The organism is Sinorhizobium sp. CB7, from assembly GCF_041357635.1.
GTDB lineage: Bacteria > Pseudomonadota > Alphaproteobacteria > Rhizobiales > Rhizobiaceae > Rhizobium.
Map to the genome: position 1 here is coordinate 158317 of NZ_JAULLL010000003.1, position 16808 is coordinate 175124.

13 protein-coding genes are annotated in these 16808 nt (G+C 61.0%); 10 read left to right on the top strand and 3 right to left on the bottom strand.

Translation table 11 applies throughout. From position 1 onward, the window contains the following. Positions 1 to 54 precede the first annotated feature (54 nt). Both AAE029_RS07880 and AAE029_RS07885 read left to right on the top strand, forming a co-directional pair. Entirely contained in the window at positions 55 to 1074 is a 1020-nt protein-coding gene (locus AAE029_RS07880; protein WP_371072271.1) for an ABC transporter substrate-binding protein, read from the top strand. 205 nt (positions 1075 to 1279) lie between these two features. Continuing rightward, positions 1280 to 2983, top strand: a complete 1704-nt coding sequence (locus tag AAE029_RS07885) for a thiamine pyrophosphate-binding protein (RefSeq protein WP_371072272.1) — start codon at positions 1280 to 1282, stop codon at positions 2981 to 2983. 237 nt (positions 2984 to 3220) lie between these two features. Here the strand turns inward: AAE029_RS07885 and AAE029_RS07890 are convergent, their stop codons facing one another. After that, positions 3221 to 5293 (bottom strand): tripartite tricarboxylate transporter permease, encoded by a 2073-nt coding sequence (locus tag AAE029_RS07890; RefSeq protein ID WP_371072273.1) that lies wholly within the window; start codon positions 5291 to 5293, stop codon positions 3221 to 3223. 132 nt (positions 5294 to 5425) lie between these two features. Then, positions 5426 to 6460 (bottom strand): Bug family tripartite tricarboxylate transporter substrate binding protein, encoded by a 1035-nt coding sequence (locus AAE029_RS07895; protein ID WP_371072274.1) that lies wholly within the window; start codon positions 6458 to 6460, stop codon positions 5426 to 5428. A gap of 497 nt (positions 6461 to 6957) precedes the next feature. On the opposite strand from AAE029_RS07895, the gene AAE029_RS07900 reads away from it, so the two are divergent. From AAE029_RS07900 to AAE029_RS07915, 4 genes are all read left to right on the top strand, one after another. Continuing rightward, positions 6958 to 8169 (top strand): LysR family transcriptional regulator, encoded by a 1212-nt coding sequence (locus tag AAE029_RS07900; protein ID WP_371072275.1) that lies wholly within the window; start codon positions 6958 to 6960, stop codon positions 8167 to 8169. Positions 8170 to 8400: 231 nt separating this feature from the next. Next, positions 8401 to 9372 carry a VOC family protein gene (locus AAE029_RS07905; RefSeq protein ID WP_371072276.1) on the top strand — a complete coding sequence of 324 codons (972 nt, stop codon included), beginning with the start codon at positions 8401 to 8403 and terminating at the stop codon, positions 9370 to 9372. A 72-nt stretch (positions 9373 to 9444) separates the two neighbouring features. Next, complete coding sequence (locus AAE029_RS07910; protein WP_371072277.1) at positions 9445 to 10002, top strand: NADPH-dependent FMN reductase; 558 nt, start codon at positions 9445 to 9447, stop codon at positions 10000 to 10002. Positions 10003 to 10352: 350 nt separating this feature from the next. Beyond that, positions 10353 to 11399 carry an ABC transporter substrate-binding protein gene (locus AAE029_RS07915; RefSeq protein WP_371072278.1) on the top strand — a complete coding sequence of 349 codons (1047 nt, stop codon included), beginning with the start codon at positions 10353 to 10355 and terminating at the stop codon, positions 11397 to 11399. 239 nt (positions 11400 to 11638) lie between these two features. Here the strand turns inward: AAE029_RS07915 and AAE029_RS07920 are convergent, their stop codons facing one another. Then, the gene (locus tag AAE029_RS07920; protein ID WP_371072279.1) at positions 11639 to 12394 is read right to left on the bottom strand and encodes a LysR substrate-binding domain-containing protein; all 756 of its coding nucleotides are present in this window, start codon (positions 12392 to 12394) and stop codon (positions 11639 to 11641) included. Between the two features lie 116 nt (positions 12395 to 12510). Between AAE029_RS07920 and AAE029_RS07925 the strand changes: the two genes are divergently transcribed. From AAE029_RS07925 to AAE029_RS07940, 4 genes are all read left to right on the top strand, one after another. After that, the gene (locus AAE029_RS07925; protein ID WP_371072280.1) at positions 12511 to 13278 is read left to right on the top strand and encodes an alpha/beta fold hydrolase; all 768 of its coding nucleotides are present in this window, start codon (positions 12511 to 12513) and stop codon (positions 13276 to 13278) included. 15 nt (positions 13279 to 13293) lie between these two features. Continuing rightward, complete coding sequence (locus tag AAE029_RS07930) at positions 13294 to 14394, top strand: LLM class flavin-dependent oxidoreductase (RefSeq protein ID WP_371072281.1); 1101 nt, start codon at positions 13294 to 13296, stop codon at positions 14392 to 14394. Between the two features lie 84 nt (positions 14395 to 14478). Further along, positions 14479 to 16017, top strand: a complete 1539-nt coding sequence (locus tag AAE029_RS07935) for an acetolactate synthase large subunit (RefSeq protein ID WP_371072282.1) — start codon at positions 14479 to 14481, stop codon at positions 16015 to 16017. Positions 16018 to 16035: 18 nt separating this feature from the next. Beyond that, positions 16036 to 16794 carry an SDR family NAD(P)-dependent oxidoreductase gene (locus AAE029_RS07940; RefSeq protein WP_371072283.1) on the top strand — a complete coding sequence of 253 codons (759 nt, stop codon included), beginning with the start codon at positions 16036 to 16038 and terminating at the stop codon, positions 16792 to 16794. Positions 16795 to 16808 lie beyond the last annotated feature (14 nt).

A 16808-nucleotide genomic window follows, 5' to 3' on the forward strand; every position in this document is an offset into this window, starting at 1 on the left:
CCGGATCGAGACTCAAGGCGAGGTCAGTTGCGTCGAAAACCAGAGGGAGGAAATATGTTCGATATCCGTATCACACGTCGTGGCGTCTTGGGCGGAATGCTTGTGGCGGGCGCTCTTGGGCCCCGTCTTGCCATGGCGGCGACGTCAGGCCAGCCCTTGCCGGTCACCGTCGCCAACGCGTCGGGCGCTGTAAACCTGACGATGCAGGAACTGATGAAGCAGCAGGGCTTCCTCGAGGAGTTCGGATTGGCGCCGAACGTCATGGGGGTCGCCGATGGCTCCAAGATTCTCAGCGGCATCGTCGGGGGTAGTATCGATCTCAGCACCATGTCGGGTTTCGGACAGCTTTTTCCGGCCATCGAGCGCGGCGCAGATATCCGTGTTCTCGGTGGTGCCGCGGTGCTGCCATTGCTCGCGCTCTTCACCAGCAAGGCTGACGTGAAGACCTTGAAGGATCTGGAAGGCCGGACGATCGGCACCGGCTCGATCGGCGCGCTCGTCCACCAGTTGATGGTGGCGCTCCTGCGTAAACATGGGGTCGACGTCAACAAGATCCAGTTCGTCAACATCGGCGCCAGCGTGGACATCTTCAAGGGCGCCGCCATGGGCACCATCGATGCCGGTGTCGGCGAACTGGCGATTATCGAGCAGCAGGATCAGTACAAGGTCAGGATGGTCGAAAACGGCAATCTGGCGGTCGAGCTGCCCGAATACACCTACCAGGGCGCTTGGACCTCCAGCGCACTGATCGAGAAGGAGCGCGACAAGCTGGTTCGCACGCTGGCGGCCTACGCGAAGCTCTATCGCTTCGTCCAGACACCGGAGGCGAAGGATGCCTTCTTCAAGGCACGCAAGAGCGTGTTCCCGAATGCCAGCGAGGCGGATAATACCGCGGTCTGGACAATCATTCAGAAGTACAAGCCGTTCGCATCGGATCTGCTTCTCGGCGAGGAGCGGCTGAACTTCATGCAGCAGCTCAACATCGATCTCAAGGTGCAGACCAAGATGCTGCCCCTCGACAAGGTGGCGGATATGTCCATTGCGCGCGATGCCATCGCGCTGTTGAACAAGTAGACATCCGTGCGCGTTCCTCCCGGGCTGTCGATGGTCGGGCTGATGACGGGCGGGTCAACAATGGGATTGTACGTTGCCGCCTGCACCGCCAGGCTCGATCATCCGCCTGTGGGGGATTTTGGTCGACAACCGCTCCGAGCCGCGCGGTCTCGCAGCGCAGCGTTTGATTGACGGGATGTCTTGGCAAAGGGAGAGCGGGTCGGCCATGAACCGAAGCGAAAATACGATGAACGGCGCGGAAGTCGTGGTCAGAATGCTCGAAGCCCATGGTGTGACCCATATTTTCGGACTCTGCGGCGATACCAGCCTGCCCCTTTACGATGCACTCGCCCGCCTTGATCACGGCATAACCCATGTTCTCACGCGCGACGAACGCTCGGCAGCCTATATGGCCGACGGCTATGCCCGCGTCACCGGCAAGGTCGGCGTCTGCGAAGGCCCAAGCGGCGGTGGCGCCACCTATCTTCTGCCCGGACTGGTGGAATCGAACGAATCCTCCGTGCCCATTCTCGCGATCACGACCGACGTTCCTGTGACGGCACGCGGTCACTATCCGCTGACGCAACTCGATCAGGCCCGGCTCTATGCGCCCCTTACGAAGTGGAACAAGGTGATCGACACGGTGGGCGAAATCCCGCACACGCTGCGTACCGCCTTTCGCGCCATGACGACGGGTAAGCCGGGTGCTGCGCATATCGGCCTGCCCTATGACATCCAGAAACAGCGCACCGGCGGGGAAGGCATCTGGGCCCAACCCGAACTTGGCGCGGTTCCAGCCTGGCGCTCAGGCCCCGACCTGACCGCGGTCAAGGCTGCCGCCGATCTCATCATGGATGCCGGCTTTCCGGTCTTCGTCTGCGGCGGCGGCGTGGTCATTTCCGGCGCCATGGACGTGCTGGCGGAGGTCGCAGAGCTGGTCGATGCACCGGTCTGCACGACGATCAGCGGCCAGGGATCGCTGGCGGAAACGCATCCGCTTTGTGTCGGCGTCGTCGGTGCCAATGGCGGAATACCAGCCACCCGCGATGTGCTTGCCCGCGCGGATCTGGTGATCTTCGTCGGCTGCCGCGCCGGCTCGACCTCGACCGAACATCGCACCGTACCTGGCCCTGACGTCACCATCGTCCACGTCGACATCGACCCGATGGTGATCTCCTGCAACTACCACACCGCCGTGGGCGTTGCCGCTGACGCGCGGCTGGCGCTCGAGGCCTTGCGCGACACCTTGAAATCGTCCGTCCGCCCGCTGCCCCTGTCGCGCGGCGCGGCAGCGGTCGTTGCCCGAGCGCAGCAGGAGAAGGCCGAGACGCTCGCAGCCCTCGCCGAGGGCGACCATCGCCCAATCCGGCCGGAGGCCGTCGTCGCGGAACTCAATTCCGCGCTGCCCGACGATGCCATCGTCGTTGCGGACCCCGGCACGCCTTGTCCCTATCTGTCGGCCTACTACCGACTGAAGAGGCCCGGCCGCCATTTCATCACCAATCGTGCGCATGGCGCGCTCGGCTATTCCATGGCCGCTGCGGTGGGCGCCTGGTTCGGGCGACCGTCGGCCAAGGTCGTCTCGGTCATGGGCGACGGCAGCTTCGGCTTCACGGTCGGCGAGCTGGAGACAATCACCCGATATCATGTCCCCCTGACGATGATCGTCTTTTCGAACTCCGTCTTCGGCTGGATCAAGGCCAGCCAGAAGACCGGCTACGGCGAGCGCTATTTCTCGGTTGATTTCAATCGCACCGACCATGCCGCGGTGGCGGAAGCTTACGGCGTGAAGGCTTGGCGCGTGGAGGATCCGGCGGAACTCGGTTCTGTTCTTCGCCGGGCGCTCGTCCATAGCGGTCCCACGCTGATCGATGTGATCAGCCAGCCTCTCCAGGACGCGGCCGCACCTGTGAGCCAGTGGATGGGCTGATCCTCATAGTAACCGAAACCCGGAACGCCGGCGTTTCGCCGGACGCTCCGGGTCCGCCGCGCTTACGATTGATGTGTGGAGGTGGTGGGCGGCGCGACGCTTCGCCGAACGTGATGCGGCAACAGCCGGATCCCCTCCGCCGGCTATTGCCCGGCTTTTGGTATTTCGCCAGAAAGCGCGAGGTGTCGTCTCGCTTGCGTCGTGCGTTCTCCGCGTTTTGGATGACCTTTGCGCCGGTCAAAGAGACGGCACGATATCGGTAAGCCAGGGATAGAGCGTTCCGAGCAGCGTGGGCGGCCAGGCCAGCGTCAGCAGTTTGGCGAACACAATGTACACAAAGATCGTGAGCCCCACCGCCTGTCCGATCACGAGCCTCCAGGGCTCCCGGGCTTCCAGGCGCATATAGCTGATCACGAAGAGCGGAATTGTCGGGATGAGGCCGATGATCGACATGGACGCCATGAACGCGAGCAGCCATCCGAAGAAAATCGCTGCCCTGAGAAGCGTCAGTCCGGGCGAAACGTGGTCGGTGTCGCTCTGCATGTCCATGTGCATTCCCGCCTCGACATCTGCGTCGAGGCGTTCGGCGAGCGAAGGGCCGGACCCCCGTACCCATACGGTCTGAACAAGGTTGCCGATGATCGCTATGAACGCAACAGTCGCGACGATCCGCGGCACCAGTGCGGAGGAGCCGGCCCAGCCCAAGGTGTTGTACATCAGGAACCCGATGGCAAGCAGCAGGAAAACCGAGAACAGATCAGTGGGCTTTAACGCGATCCTGCCGCGCAGCTTCATTGCCTTTCCATTGCCGCTTCGTCCCGCTCTCAGGCGTTTGACGAAAGGAGCGGCAAGCCCGTAGAGCGCGATCGCGAAGAAAACGAGCACGACGGGATGCAGCAGCCAGGCGATGCCGTCGAGTTCGATCGAGATGAACATGTAGCGTTCGATCGCGGCACCAAGTACGACGCCGAGGATCAGGGGAGGACGGGGCCATTTCAGCCGCTTCATTACCCATCCCAGCACGCCGTATACCAGCAGCGCTATGAGATCGCCCCACTCCCGCGAACCACCATAGGCCCCAATATAGATGATGCTGAGCACGCTTGGCAGGATCAGTGTGTAGCGCAGCGTCGCGAGCTTGGCAAACTGGCCGCTGAAGGCGTAGCACAAGCCTGCACCGAAGATGTTGGCGATCGCGATGCTCCACACCATGGAATAGGTGATGCTGAGGTTCTTGCTGAGCATGTCGGGGCCGGGCACAAGGCCCTGGGCGATGAAGGCGCCGAGAATGATCGCCATGCCGGCGCTGCCCGGTATGCCGAAGGCGACCGTCGTCAGCAGCGAGCCACCTTCCTTGGCGTTGTTGGCACTTTCCGAGGCGATGACGCCGCGAACGTCGCCTCGACCGAAGGTCTTGCGGGCACCTTTTTCCGTGCGGCTGGCATGGCCATAGGCCATCCAGTCGATGACGGCGCCGCCAATGCCGGGAATTGCGCCCATCGCCGCGCCGATCCAGCTGCAGCGCAAGACCAGCCACCAATGTTGGAAGCTGTCCCTGGCGCCCTGCATCATGCCCGTCTTGACGCTGTAGCGGACACCTTCGGATATCGAGGTCCTGCCGATGGCGAGATCGCAGAGTTCCGGCAGGGCGAATATGCCGAGCGTGATCGGCACGAGCGGCATGCCGTCCCAAAGATAGAGGCTGTTGAAGGTCCAGCGAAAGGTCCCGGTCCGCGGATCGGTGCCGATCATCGCGATCATGATGCCGATGCACGCTGCCGCAAGGCCGCGTAGCGGCGCATTTCCGCTGAGCGCGGCAACGGTCGAAAGCCCGAGGATGGCAAGGGCGGCCATTTCGGGCGTTCCGACATGCAGCATGATCGGCCGCAGGACCGGCACGGCGATCGCCATCAGCGCCGCACCGAAGAGGCCGCCCATGAGCGATGACATATAGGCGGCGCTAAGCGCCCGGCCGGCCTCTCCGCGCTTTGCCATCGGCAGCCCGTCAAGCACCGTCGCCGCCGAGCCGGCGCCTCCCGGCACGCCGAAAAGAATGGCCGGAATGGGATCGCCGGTCGACGTGGTCGCGCCGAGACCGAGCAGGAATGCAAAGGCCGTATAGGGATCCATCGTGTAGGTGAACGGCAGCAGAAGCGCAGTCCCGGCAAGACCACCGATGCCGGGAAGGATGCCGAGGATGACACCGAGAAGCGCTGCGAAGGCGAGGATCGCCAGGCGCATCGGATCGAAAATGATCTGGAACGCCTCCCATGCGGCACCGAGCATGCTTACGTCAACAACGGATTCCAAAGCTCGTCTCCTGCTTATCCACGCGAATTCCACCGGCATGTATGAGATCTTGATGCAGAATGCGCTCAATTGATCGGACAAAGGGCCGCGCGAGGCTCCTTGCCGCGGGGCCACTGGTGACGGTCGCCGGACTTACTTTGGGGTCAGGAGCTTGCGGACCTTTTCAAGAACGGGGGCGGGTGTCTTGTAAAGGTCGGCGATCACCGCCTCCACTTCCTCCCCCGTGATCGGATCGACTGCCGAATTGACCTTCTTCATCTCGGCCAGGAATTCCGGATCGGCCGCGGCGTCGTTGAAAGCCTTGCGCAGTGCTGCAAGCCGGTCTTCCGGCACGCCCGGCGGAACAGCAAACGGCCGGCCTGCCTTCAACGGCGCGAGCATGAAATTGGCGAGGGCCACCGTATCGGGCTCCTTGGCATAGTCCATGATGCTCGGCACGTTCGGGAAATTGGGATCCTTCTCGAGCGAGACCTGCAAAAGGACGTTGATTTTCTTGTCCTTCAGCCATGCAGCCTCGCTGCCGGCCATCAGGCTGTTGACAGTCTGCATGCGGCCCTGCACCTCGCCGCGTTCCATCGCCAGGCTGATTGCTTCGTTGCCCTCGTAGCCGGTGACGATGGCGAACTTGGCGCCGAAGTACTCGTTCATCATCGCCGCGAAGGTGCGGTTCTCGTTTGCAAAGGAGCTGGCTCCGATCTGGACCGGCGTCGTGAAAAGATCCTCGGCCTTGCTCACCGGTGCAGTGTTCCAGGTGATGACCGTGTAGTTTTCCTTATTGAGGCTACCGAGCCAGCGCACCTGACGTGGGTCGAACTGCTTGTTCTGTTCGGAGACCAGCGGCAGGTAGAAATTATTTCGTTGCAGCAGCGCCACGACGGAGCCGTCCTTCGGTTGGGAACTCTGCAGCTGTAGTGCTGCCTGCATTCCGCTCGCGCCAGGCTGGTTGACGATGATCATCCGCGGCTTGCCGGGGATGTGCTTGGAAAAATACTTCGCAAATTCTCTTGCGAAGAAATCGCTTGCACCGCCCGGCGCGGCGCTGACGACCAGTGTCACGTTGTGCTTACTGTAGAATTCCTCGACGCTTTCCGCCTTGGCGAGCCCGATTGACGCCGCCGCCAGACCCGTCGCAAGGCCTGTGATTTTGATAAGGTTTTGCAGGTTCATGTGTTCCTCCCAATAAGCGTTCCCTTGTCGCGGCTTCAGATCCCGAGATTTGGCCTGGCCTGCCGCAAACGGCGTCATCCGTCATCGAGATCGTATCGATGCTTCCACCGCCAGGACGCGATGTCGCGGTACGCTGCCTCCAGATGTTCTGGTACTCCCAACCGCCATCCAATCCAGATGGTCGATACCGCAATCGTCTCTGCCGTCGCTTCATGTTGCGGTCACTCGGGATCGCCTCTCCTGCCCACGACACATCGACAGCTATCCCATCGCCCGAAGCTCGGGAATATGGCTTTTCGCAAATCTTATCATTGCATGCGGGCTTCTTATTGCCGGCATGCTGGCGACCGTCGGCATGGGGTTCTTGACATGATCCTGGTGGGCCGCCGTCGTGACTTGCGATTTACCCGCTTTCGCTCGACGCGGAATCCCTGATGATTTACACAATCGATCTTGCTATTGATCAAGAATGGGAGAGGTCATGAAAGGGAGGAACCGTGACTTGTCCGAATTCTAACCTGCGGCACCTGCGCGCATTCCAATTGGTGGCCAAGCTTCAGAACGTCCGGAAGGCGGCCGAGGCTGTGCATCTCACGCAGCCTGCGGTGACGCTTGCGATTGCCAAGCTCGAAAAACAGATGGGCGCCGTGCTGTTCGAGCGATCGAGCCGTGGCACCTATACGACTGCCGCCGGAAAACTGCTGGCGGCACGGGTCGATAGAATGTTCGGTCAGATTGACGACGCGCTGGAAGTTGTAGGCATCAACCGTGCGAACACGTCATCTTACTCCGCCGTGATCGACCGCATCACCAGGCCGCAAGTCCGAGCGCTCTGCGCGATCGCGGGCGGTGACCTGGCAAATGTGGACGAAAGCGCGATTTCACGAGCGTCGATCTACCGGACCGCGCGGGACCTCGAAAAGAGCCTCGGCCGGATGCTGATGGTCCGCACCGTCAACGGCCTGACGACTACGGAGGCGGGAGCCACGCTCGGCCGCCGGCTGTCTATCGCGCTTCAGGAGATCAATTACGCACTGGAGGAGATTTCGGCTGAAGAGAACCGTGGGTTTGGCGAATTGCGCATCGGCGCCATGCCACTTTCCGGAAGCTTCGTCGTCGGCCCCGTACTAAATAACCTGACGCAATTCTATCCCGATGCCTGCCTGGAGGTGAAGGTCGGAGAAATCCAGCAGTTAACGGCCGACCTGCAGCATGGAGACATCGACATGTATGTTGGTCTGCTTTCCGGCACGGACGAAATGCAGGAGATTGAACAGGAGCCCCTGGTCGCCCTGCCGTATGTCATTGTTGCCCGGTCGGGCCACCCGCTGTCCTGCAAAAATTCGCTGACATACGAGGACCTTCACGGCTACGACTGGATCGCGCCGGGGCCCCATGCGGCACGCCGCGCCACGTTCGATCGCCTCATCAGCAACCTGACGCGCAAGCCGAACACGATCCAGGTCACCTCCCTTTCGACCATGCGCCTTCTTCTGTCGGGGTCCGATCGCCTGGCGCTTGTCACGCGCTTCGAGTTCGAGCAGGAGAAGGAACTCGGCGCACTTGTCGAAATTTCGTTTGGTCCAATCGAGCCAATCCATTCGCTCGGCATCGCGCGACGCTCCAACTGGATGCCGACACCCCTGCACCAGAAATTCATCGATTTGGTGCGGCGCGAGGCCGACAGGATTTTCGAATCGCAGCTCTGAGAGGCTGATGGAGCACTGCGCAGCCCATCCAGTTGTGTCCGCGCCCTTGATTTCCAAACTTTTGGCAATTGCCCATCACCGCAGTTCGGCTGCGCATGGTCATGCGTGCGCGCCAGTTCCCCTCGCCTGGCAATCTTATCATGTGCCCGTTGATTCTAATGAGCGGCGAGCCCGGCAAGCGTTCATAAGGATGCTGACCGTGCTGCAGCAATCAGAGAGCGTGCCCGATCCATGAACCGAGCCTTTTGCAATCCACCATTCCAAGTTACGCGAGCGAGCCATGTATGCCTCACCACAGGCGATATTGAAGCCTCCCGTGCGTTCTATGAGGACATTGCTGGCCTCAAGGTCAGCCACCGAGAGCCAGATGCGGTCTACATGCGCGGCGTCGAGGAAGTTTGCCATCACAGCCTGATATTGCGGCGGTCCGACGAGCCGCCAAGTTGCGACGCTATCGGTTTTCGCGTGCTGCAGGATGCCGATCTCGATGCTGCAGAGGCCTATTTCCGAGGTATCGGCGAGAGCATCGAATGGATAGACCGGCGGGGCCAGGGGCGGACGCTACTCGTTCGTCATTCCTCCAAAGTTGTTTTCGAGCTGGTCGCGGAAATGGAGACGCTTGCACGAGGCCACACGGAATACCAAGCCCCTCGCGGCGGCAGGGCGTTGCGCCTCGACCACGTGCAGATCGTAGTGCCTGACGTCGGTGCGACCGGTGACAAGTTCGTCGACATGGGATTCCGGGCCTCAGAGGCTATCGTCGAGAGCGGCACCCAACGGTGCATCGGGCTTTTCCTGCATCGCAAGAACAATCCGCATGATCTCGTTCTTGCGATGGGGGCTGGGCCTCGCCTGCATCACTTCGCCTATGTCGTTTCGGACCTGCAATCGGTCTTCCGCGCCTGCGATGTTGCCGGAAGCATGGGCATCGGCAATGACGTAGAGCGGGGGCCGGGGCGGCATGGTCCTGGAAACGGCACCTTCGTCTACTTCCGCGATCCGATGGGACATCGGCTGGAACTTATTCTCCCTCCGATGCAGTACATGGACCAGGAGGAGGAGACGCGTATCTGGACCGCGAGCGAAAAGCACATGATCGTGCCCTGGGGCGGACCGGCGCCGCAGCGCTGGCGTGAGGAGGCGACGGTCTTCACCGGCGTTCCCTTGAGCGGCGATTCACTGGCGCGGTGGACGTCGAGATAATCGAAAGGGCACGGCTGGCGTCTGTGCGGCATGCATTCATTGAGGGGGATCGGCTTGGCGGAAAGGCAACGCATGAAGACAGTTCAGGTGATCATCGGCAGCGTCAGGCCGTCGCGCATCGGCGGCCAGATCGCTTCCTGGGTGCTGCAGACCGTCAAAGGGCTTCCCGATCTCAGGTTCGAGATCGTCGACCTCAAGGACTGGCATCTGCCGCTGGACGACGAGCCGAACCAGCCGAAGCATGGCGGCTATCTGCAGCCGCACACTCAGGCATGGAGCGACAAGGTAAAGCAGGCGGATGGCTTTGTCTTCCTGACGCCGCAGTACAACTGGGGCTATCCGGCGTCGCTGAAGAACGCGCTCGACCATCTCTACTCCGAATGGGAAGCAAAGCCGGCGGTTATCGTCAGCTACGGCCACCGCGGCGGTGTCAAGGCGGCCGAGCAGCTCCGTCAGGTGCTGGTCGGCCTGCACATGATGCCGACGGAAACCGACACCAACCTTTTCCTCGATCACGACATGCTGGATGCCGACCGGCGGCTCGTCGACGCCGCGACGGCCTTTGCCGATCGCCGGCAGACGCTCCTGAAATCGATCGGCGAAATGGCCTTCGGGACACAGGCGCACTGAGTGCGGGGGCGCCATCTACCGTAACGCGCGGCTCCGTGGATCTAAGGACACGCTTCTCATCGCTTGCCTGCCGCTTCGCACGCAGCCGCGATCGGTCTTGACACGAATATACCAAGGCAAGCAGCGCAGACCAGGCTTTCGGCGGGAATGCCAGCCGAGCGCAGTCAAAACTTATCGCCATGACAAACTTATTGATCTTGTTGCTGGCTGATTTTGATGCAGTCTTTGCGCTTACGCCGCAGTGCTTCCGGCCAAGGAGTGCCGGACTTGCGGAGCAAGAGACACAGTCGGCGCGCGCCGGTTACGAGAGCCGTCGAGACGCTTGTCTTGCGGCAGTGGGGAGGTAAACAATGAAGACTGACAGGATCAATCTATCGCGCCGGGATATCATGCGCTCGAGCGGGGCGGCTCTTGCTTTGATGGCCAGCACACCGTTCGACAAGCTGCTCGCGGCCGGCGAGGCAAAGCTTGCCGATCTTCCCTATACCGTCAACATCGTCAATACGAGTTCCAACGCCACGCTCGTCGTCCAGACGCTGATCGATCAGCTCGGTTATTTCAAGGATTTCAACGTTAAGACGACCACCGTCAACGTGGCGGACGGATCGAAGCTCATGGGCAGCCTGATCAGCGCGGAAAGTGATATCTGTATTCTCTCCGGCTTCTCGCAGGTGCTTCCGGCAATCGAGAAGGGGGCTAAGCTCAAGGTCGTGGCGGCAGCCAATCAGCTGATCGCGCAGGCGCTCTACACGAGCGACCCGAACATCAAGAAAGTGGAGGACCTCAGGGGCAAGACCGTGGGGACCGGAGCGATCGGCGCGCTTTTGCACCAGATGATGGTGGCTTTGCTGCGCAAGCACGGAGTCAACCCTAATGACGTGCAGTTCGTCAATATCGGCAGCAGCGCTGCCGTTTTCAAGTCGGTGATTGCCGGCAGGGTGGCTGCAGGGCCGGCGATGACCGACGTGTACGATCAGCAGGCCGCCTACGGTGTTCACGCCATTGCCGATTTCTGGTCGGAACTGCCGGAATATCCCTATCAGGGCTCCTATGCTTCCGACACGGCAATCGAAACCAAACGTGAGGGTCTTGTCCGCGTGCTGGCGGCCTACTGCAAGCTGTATCGCTTCATGATGGAGGATCCAAAGGCCGATGAAGCGTTCATGCAGGCTTACAACACCGCCATTGGCGCAACGGAAGAGGCGCAGGGCCGCATGATGATCAAGTTCACCCGCGAGTACAAGACCTACTCGCGTGATCTTGTCCTCACTCCAAAGCAGATTGACTACATGCAGGATCTGAATCTGGAATTCCAGATCCAGAAGGAGAAGCTTCCTTTCGATAGGGTAGTGGACCTTTCACTTGCCAAGGAGGCGACGAAGCTCCTGGACGGTTGATGCTTCGATACCAGTCCTCGGTCCGTGATTGCCTTGAGCGGCGTCAGGCCCCATCAAGCGCTTGCGGCGTACCGATCTTGATCTCTTCGCGGGATGCATCGTGATCGGTCCCACTCACGATGCCGTAATCTCGGCAAGATAGTCGATAACCGCCCTGACCCTCGCCGGAAGGTGGCGCCCGGCCGGAAATATCACCGACACAGCGCGTCCTTCGACCTGATAAGCTTCAAGGATCGGGATCAGCCTGCGCCCGCCTGCAAATCCTGCCTGAGGGCCCACCATGACGAGTGGACGATGCCCAGTCCCTTTACCGCCGCTTCGCGTAGGGCGTCACCATTGTAGATGGCAAGATTGCCCGAAGTCCGGATGCGCAGCCGTCCCGCCTGTTCGTTCCTGAAGCTCCAGTCGAAGCCGAACCGGCCGTGGATGCAGTTGTGTTCCAACAAATCCTCGGGCTTTTCTGGGGTGCCGTGCTTGGTCAGGTAGGCCGGGGATGCGGCGGTGATCATAGGACCTTTGGTCAGCTGTCGGCGGATCGTACTCGAATCGGCGAGCTCACCGGTATGCACGCCGAGGTCGTAGCCCGATTCGATGAGGTCGACGGACCTGTCACTAAAATGGATCTGCAGCTTCACGTCCGGATATCGGGTGAAAAACTCCTCGAGAGCAGGGACGAGGGTCAAGCGTCCGAACAGGTATGGGACAACGAGCCTTACCGTGCCCTGCACGGATTTGCTGGCCACGTGCATCACGCTCTCGGCCTCTGCGAGATCGACAAGAATCTTCTGCGCGCGCTCGAAAAGCTCCTGGCCCTGCTCGGTGAGGACAAGTTGTCGCGTCGTTCGGTTGAAGAGCCTGACGCGCAACTCATCCTCCAGGCGGCTGATCGCCTTGGTGACGGTCGAGGCGGATGTGCCGAGCTTTTTGGCTGCCGCAGTAAAGCTGCCCTGCTCCGAGACGGCGACGAACATGCGCAACGCGGCAAACTTGTTCAAACCTACTTCCTCACCTTCTCGGAAAAAATTTCACAAGTAATTTTCTAACTAATGCAATTTATCGCGGCAAGACGCTGGCTATATTCGCCAAGGTTTTCTCAACAACAGGCGCCCCAATGCATGACAAGTTCGTTCAGACGGCACATGGTCGGATCCACTTACTGACCGCAGGCAGCGGCACGCCGCTCCTTCTCCTCCATAGCAACGGCGGCTCCGCTTACGAATATGAGCACGTCATCGAGCCACTTTCCGAGCGCTTCGAGGTTTTCGCGTGGGACATGCCGGGCCAGGGCGATTCCGATCCGCTGCTGCGCCATCTCAGCGTTCGCGAATATGCCGATGCGGTCATAGAGACCATGGACGAGCTTGGCCTCGAAAAAGCCATCGTCGCGGGCGCGTCGATCGGCGGGGCGATTTGCGTAGCCCTTGGCGCTCATTATGCTGACCGGTTCCAGAGAATCTTCGTCGTCGAATGCCCGTTCCGCTCAGGCGAGGAGTGGAAAGGCAATTGGGCGAACACCGAAGCCAACTACGCTCCGGTGACCCAAACATTTGAACGCATTGCTCCGCGCCTGCGTGAAGTCACGCCCGAACTTCTCCAGCGCTGGAACATCGACCGCTCCAAAGCGGGATCGAAGACATGCCTCAGCGTCATGTGGGCGCTGCGCGAATATGATATCGCGGCCGACCTTAAGGCATTCCCGGCCGATCAGGTCCTCATCTTCGGGGACAAGAGCCCGACAGTCTCCAAGGCCGCCAATTTCAAGACGATCCTCAAGAGCGTCAGAACTCACATTATCGATAATTGCGGGCACTTCCCGATGATCGACGATCCAGCAAGGTTCGTCGCCATTATCGAAAGCGAATGCACATCGGCCCACTAGCGCAGGAGACGCCATATGAGACTCGGCTATTTCGCGATGCCAATGCATCCGCTTCACAGGTCATGGGCCGAGACCTTGGAAGAGGATCGTCAAGCCGTCATCCTTGCCGACAAGTTGGGTTTTTACGACGCCTTCATCGGGGAACACCTGACCGACCGCGTCGAAAACATCACCAACAGCATGCTGTTTCTCGCGACGCTGATTCATTCGACCGAGAAGATCAAGTTGGCTACGGGCACGACCAACCTCTCCTACATGCACCCGACGCTGATCGCCTCGAATGCGGCCATGTTCGACCATCTGGCCAAGGGACGCTTCATCCTTGGCATCAGCCCCGGCAACCTGCGATCCGACGCCGAGGCACTGGGACAGCTGGAACAGGATCGAGGCAAGATGTTTGCCGAGGCCATAGATGTCATCTTGGAAATCTGGGGCCGTGAGGCGCCTTACAAGATTGATCTGCCGGACAACCGCTTCAAGGTCTCGACCGAACAGACGGCATGGCTCGACCTGGGCATCGGCTATCTCGGACAACCCTTTCAGGCGCCTCGGCCGGAGATCGTGGGAACGGTCGTCGCCCCGTTCTCCAAGGGCGTCGTCCTCATGGGTCAGCGCGATTTCCATCCTCTGTCGGCAAACTTCCTGCAGGCGAAGTGGGCGAAGACGCATTGGGCCAACTATGTCGAAGGCAAGACCTCGGTGGGCCAGCAGGCAAACCCCGCTGACTGGCGCGTCGCGCGCACGATCTTCGTGGCCGACGACGCCGCGACGGCGGCGCGATATGCGGGTGAAGACGCCAGGAGTCCCTACCGCTTCTACTACAACCAGATGCTCACGAAATTCGCCAAGATTGGCCGCCTTCCGCTGTTCAAGGAAAGCCGAGACCAACCCGACGAGGAGGTCACGCTCGACTATGTGCTCGACAAGCTTGTTATCCGCGGGACGGTCAACAACGTCGTGGACCAGATTCTTTCATTACGCGAAGAAGTCGGCAATTTCGGCGAGCTGGTCTATGCGGGCATGGACTGGGTCGATCCGGTGCTCGGCAGACGCTCGATGGAACTCATGGCGACCGAGGTCATGCCGCGCGTCAATGCCGCCATCGGCTTAAGATAGAACCTGACGCGGTCAGCAAAAGCAAATGCCTCCCCGGTTCCTTAAGCCAAGGGAGGCAGGCACGGTCACGAGAGGAGAGACGGCATGAACGGGGCGGAAAGCCTGGTGCGGACGATGGTTGCGTCGGGAGTAGATACGTGTTTCGTAAATCCGGGCACGTCCGAGATGCATTTCGTTGCTGCCCTGGACAGGACCGAGGGCATGCGCTCGGTTCTAGTCCTTTTCGAGGGCGTGGCAACCGGTGCGGCCGACGGCTACTGGCGAATGACTGGCAGGCCTGCCTCGACATTGCTGCATCTCGGCCCGGGCCTTGCCAATGCGCTCGCGAACATCCACAACGCGCGCAAGGCTTCATCCGGAATGGTCAATATCATCGGCGAGCATGCCACCTGGCATCTGGCGTTCGACGCCCCACTTGCCTCGGACATCGAAGGGCTTGCGCGCCCGCTTTCGGATTGGGTGAAGACATCGCGCGGATCGCAATTCATAGGCGCCGACGCTGCAGAAGCGATTGCAATGGCCCATCGGTCGCAGATCGCCTCCCTGATCATGCCGGGCGATGCCGCCTGGGACGGTGGCGGGCGGATTGCGTTGGCCAACGCCGCCGACACACGTGCGACGGTCGATACCGGTGCGGTCGAGGCGGCGGCCCGAGCGCTGCTATCGGGCGAAAAGACCATGATCATCATCGGCGGTCGCTCCATCCGCGGCGAGGCCCTCGAACTGGCCGGGCGCATCGCGGGCAAGACCGGCGCCACACTCGCCACCCAGTTCTTCAGTTCCCGCGTCGAGCGGGGCGCCGGGCGTGTACCCGCCTTCCGCATCCCGTACAATGTAGATGCCGCGCTAACGGCGCTGCGCGATTATCGCCGGATTGTCACCGTCGAGACCCGCGAACCGGTTTCCTTCTTCGCCTATCCCAACAAGCCGAGCCAGATGAAGCATCCCGACGCGGAGCTCATTGAACTATGCCCACGCAGTGTTCATGGGCTCGCCGCTCTCGAGGCGCTTGCCGATGCGGTGGGCGCGAAGCCTTCGCACGCTCGGCATCAGGAGTGGACGGAAGACAGTCTGCCTTCGGGCGCATTGAACCAGACGAGTATCGCGCAGATCCTTTCGGTTCTGATCCCGGAGAATGCGATTGTCATCGACGAATCCGTCACCACGGGGCGCGAGAGCTTTGCGTTGACCGCTGGCGCACGCCCTCACGACTGGCTTCAAAACATGGGTGGCTCCATCGGATATGGAATGCCGGTCGCGACCGGCGCGGCCATCGCCTGCCCGGACCGGCGCGTGATCAGCCTCTCCGGCGACGGCAGCGCGATGTACACGCTTCAAGCACTTTGGACGCAGGCGCGGGAGGGGCTCAATGTGACGACGCTGATCTTTGCAAATCGCGCCTATCAGATCCTGCGGCAGGAATTCGCCGGCGTCGGTGCTGGCGAACCGGGGGAAAAAGCCGCCGCGATGCTCAGCCTCGAAAATCCGTCGCTCGATTTCGTCGCGCTGGCGAGGGGTATGGGTGTTCCAGCAGAACGCGTCGAAACCTGCGAAGCTCTGATTGCGTCGCTTCGCCGTCGGCTTGCCGAGCCCGGCCCGCGTCTCATCGAGGTGGTTCTGTAGGTCGAAATGGAGCGTCTTATGAGTGGAATTGACAGCGAAACGCCTGTCGCGCTGGTGACGGGAGCATCTTACGGCATTGGCGCGGCTACGGCGGTCGCCCTGGCGCGCGACGGCTTTGATCTCGCTATATGCGATCTCTCGACGGATATGCTTGCGGAAGCTGCCGAAGCTATCGGCAGGCTCGGCAGGCGCGTCGATAAAATCACTTTGGACCTGCGGGACGATGCCAGCATTGCTGTGGCCACAGAAACGGCTCTCGATTCGTTCGGCAGGATCGACGTTCTCGTCAACAATGCCGGCATCCCGTTCCGCAAGCCCGCGCTCGAAGTCACCCGCGACGATTTCCATAGGGTGATGGATGTCAATCTGGCAGGGACATTCTTCATGTCCCAAAGGGTTGGAGCACACTGGATCGCCGCCAAGCGACCAGGCGCCATCATCAGCGTCGCCTCGACCCACGGCATTCATGGCGTCCCAGGCAGTTCCACCTACGGCATCGCAAAGGCCGGAATTTCGCACATGACACGCATGCTTGCCATCGAATGGGCGCCACACCGCATTCGTGTCAACGCCATAGCACCCGGCTCCACTGAAACCCCGACCCGCACAGGTCTGTCGGACCCGGCCCGACGCGATGCTCTGCTCAGCCGGTTTCCACTCGGACGGTTCGGCAAGCCAGAGGACATGGCCGAGGCCGTGGCCTATCTAGCCGGGCCCAAGGCGGATTTCATAACCGGACACGTCCTGGTGATCGACGGCGGTCTGACGGCGAAGTGATGACGGGACATAAG

Excerpts from the sequence above, each read along its gene's own strand:
- AAE029_RS07935 (WP_371072282.1), top strand. The coding sequence starts at position 14,479 with ATGAACGGGGCGGAAAGCCTGGTGCGGACGATGGTTGCGTCGGGAGTA.
- AAE029_RS07885 (WP_371072272.1), top strand. The coding sequence starts at position 1,280 with ATGAACCGAAGCGAAAATACGATGAACGGCGCGGAAGTCGTGGTCAGA.
- AAE029_RS07895 (WP_371072274.1), bottom strand. The coding sequence starts at position 6,460 with ATGAACCTGCAAAACCTTATCAAAATCACAGGCCTTGCGACGGGTCTG.
- AAE029_RS07940 (WP_371072283.1), top strand. The coding sequence starts at position 16,036 with ATGAGTGGAATTGACAGCGAAACGCCTGTCGCGCTGGTGACGGGAGCA.
- AAE029_RS07915 (WP_371072278.1), top strand. The coding sequence starts at position 10,353 with ATGAAGACTGACAGGATCAATCTATCGCGCCGGGATATCATGCGCTCG.
- AAE029_RS07880 (WP_371072271.1), top strand. The coding sequence starts at position 55 with ATGTTCGATATCCGTATCACACGTCGTGGCGTCTTGGGCGGAATGCTT.
- AAE029_RS07925 (WP_371072280.1), top strand. The coding sequence starts at position 12,511 with ATGCATGACAAGTTCGTTCAGACGGCACATGGTCGGATCCACTTACTG.
- AAE029_RS07910 (WP_371072277.1), top strand. The coding sequence starts at position 9,445 with ATGAAGACAGTTCAGGTGATCATCGGCAGCGTCAGGCCGTCGCGCATC.
- AAE029_RS07930 (WP_371072281.1), top strand. The coding sequence starts at position 13,294 with ATGAGACTCGGCTATTTCGCGATGCCAATGCATCCGCTTCACAGGTCA.
- AAE029_RS07905 (WP_371072276.1), top strand. The coding sequence starts at position 8,401 with ATGAACCGAGCCTTTTGCAATCCACCATTCCAAGTTACGCGAGCGAGC.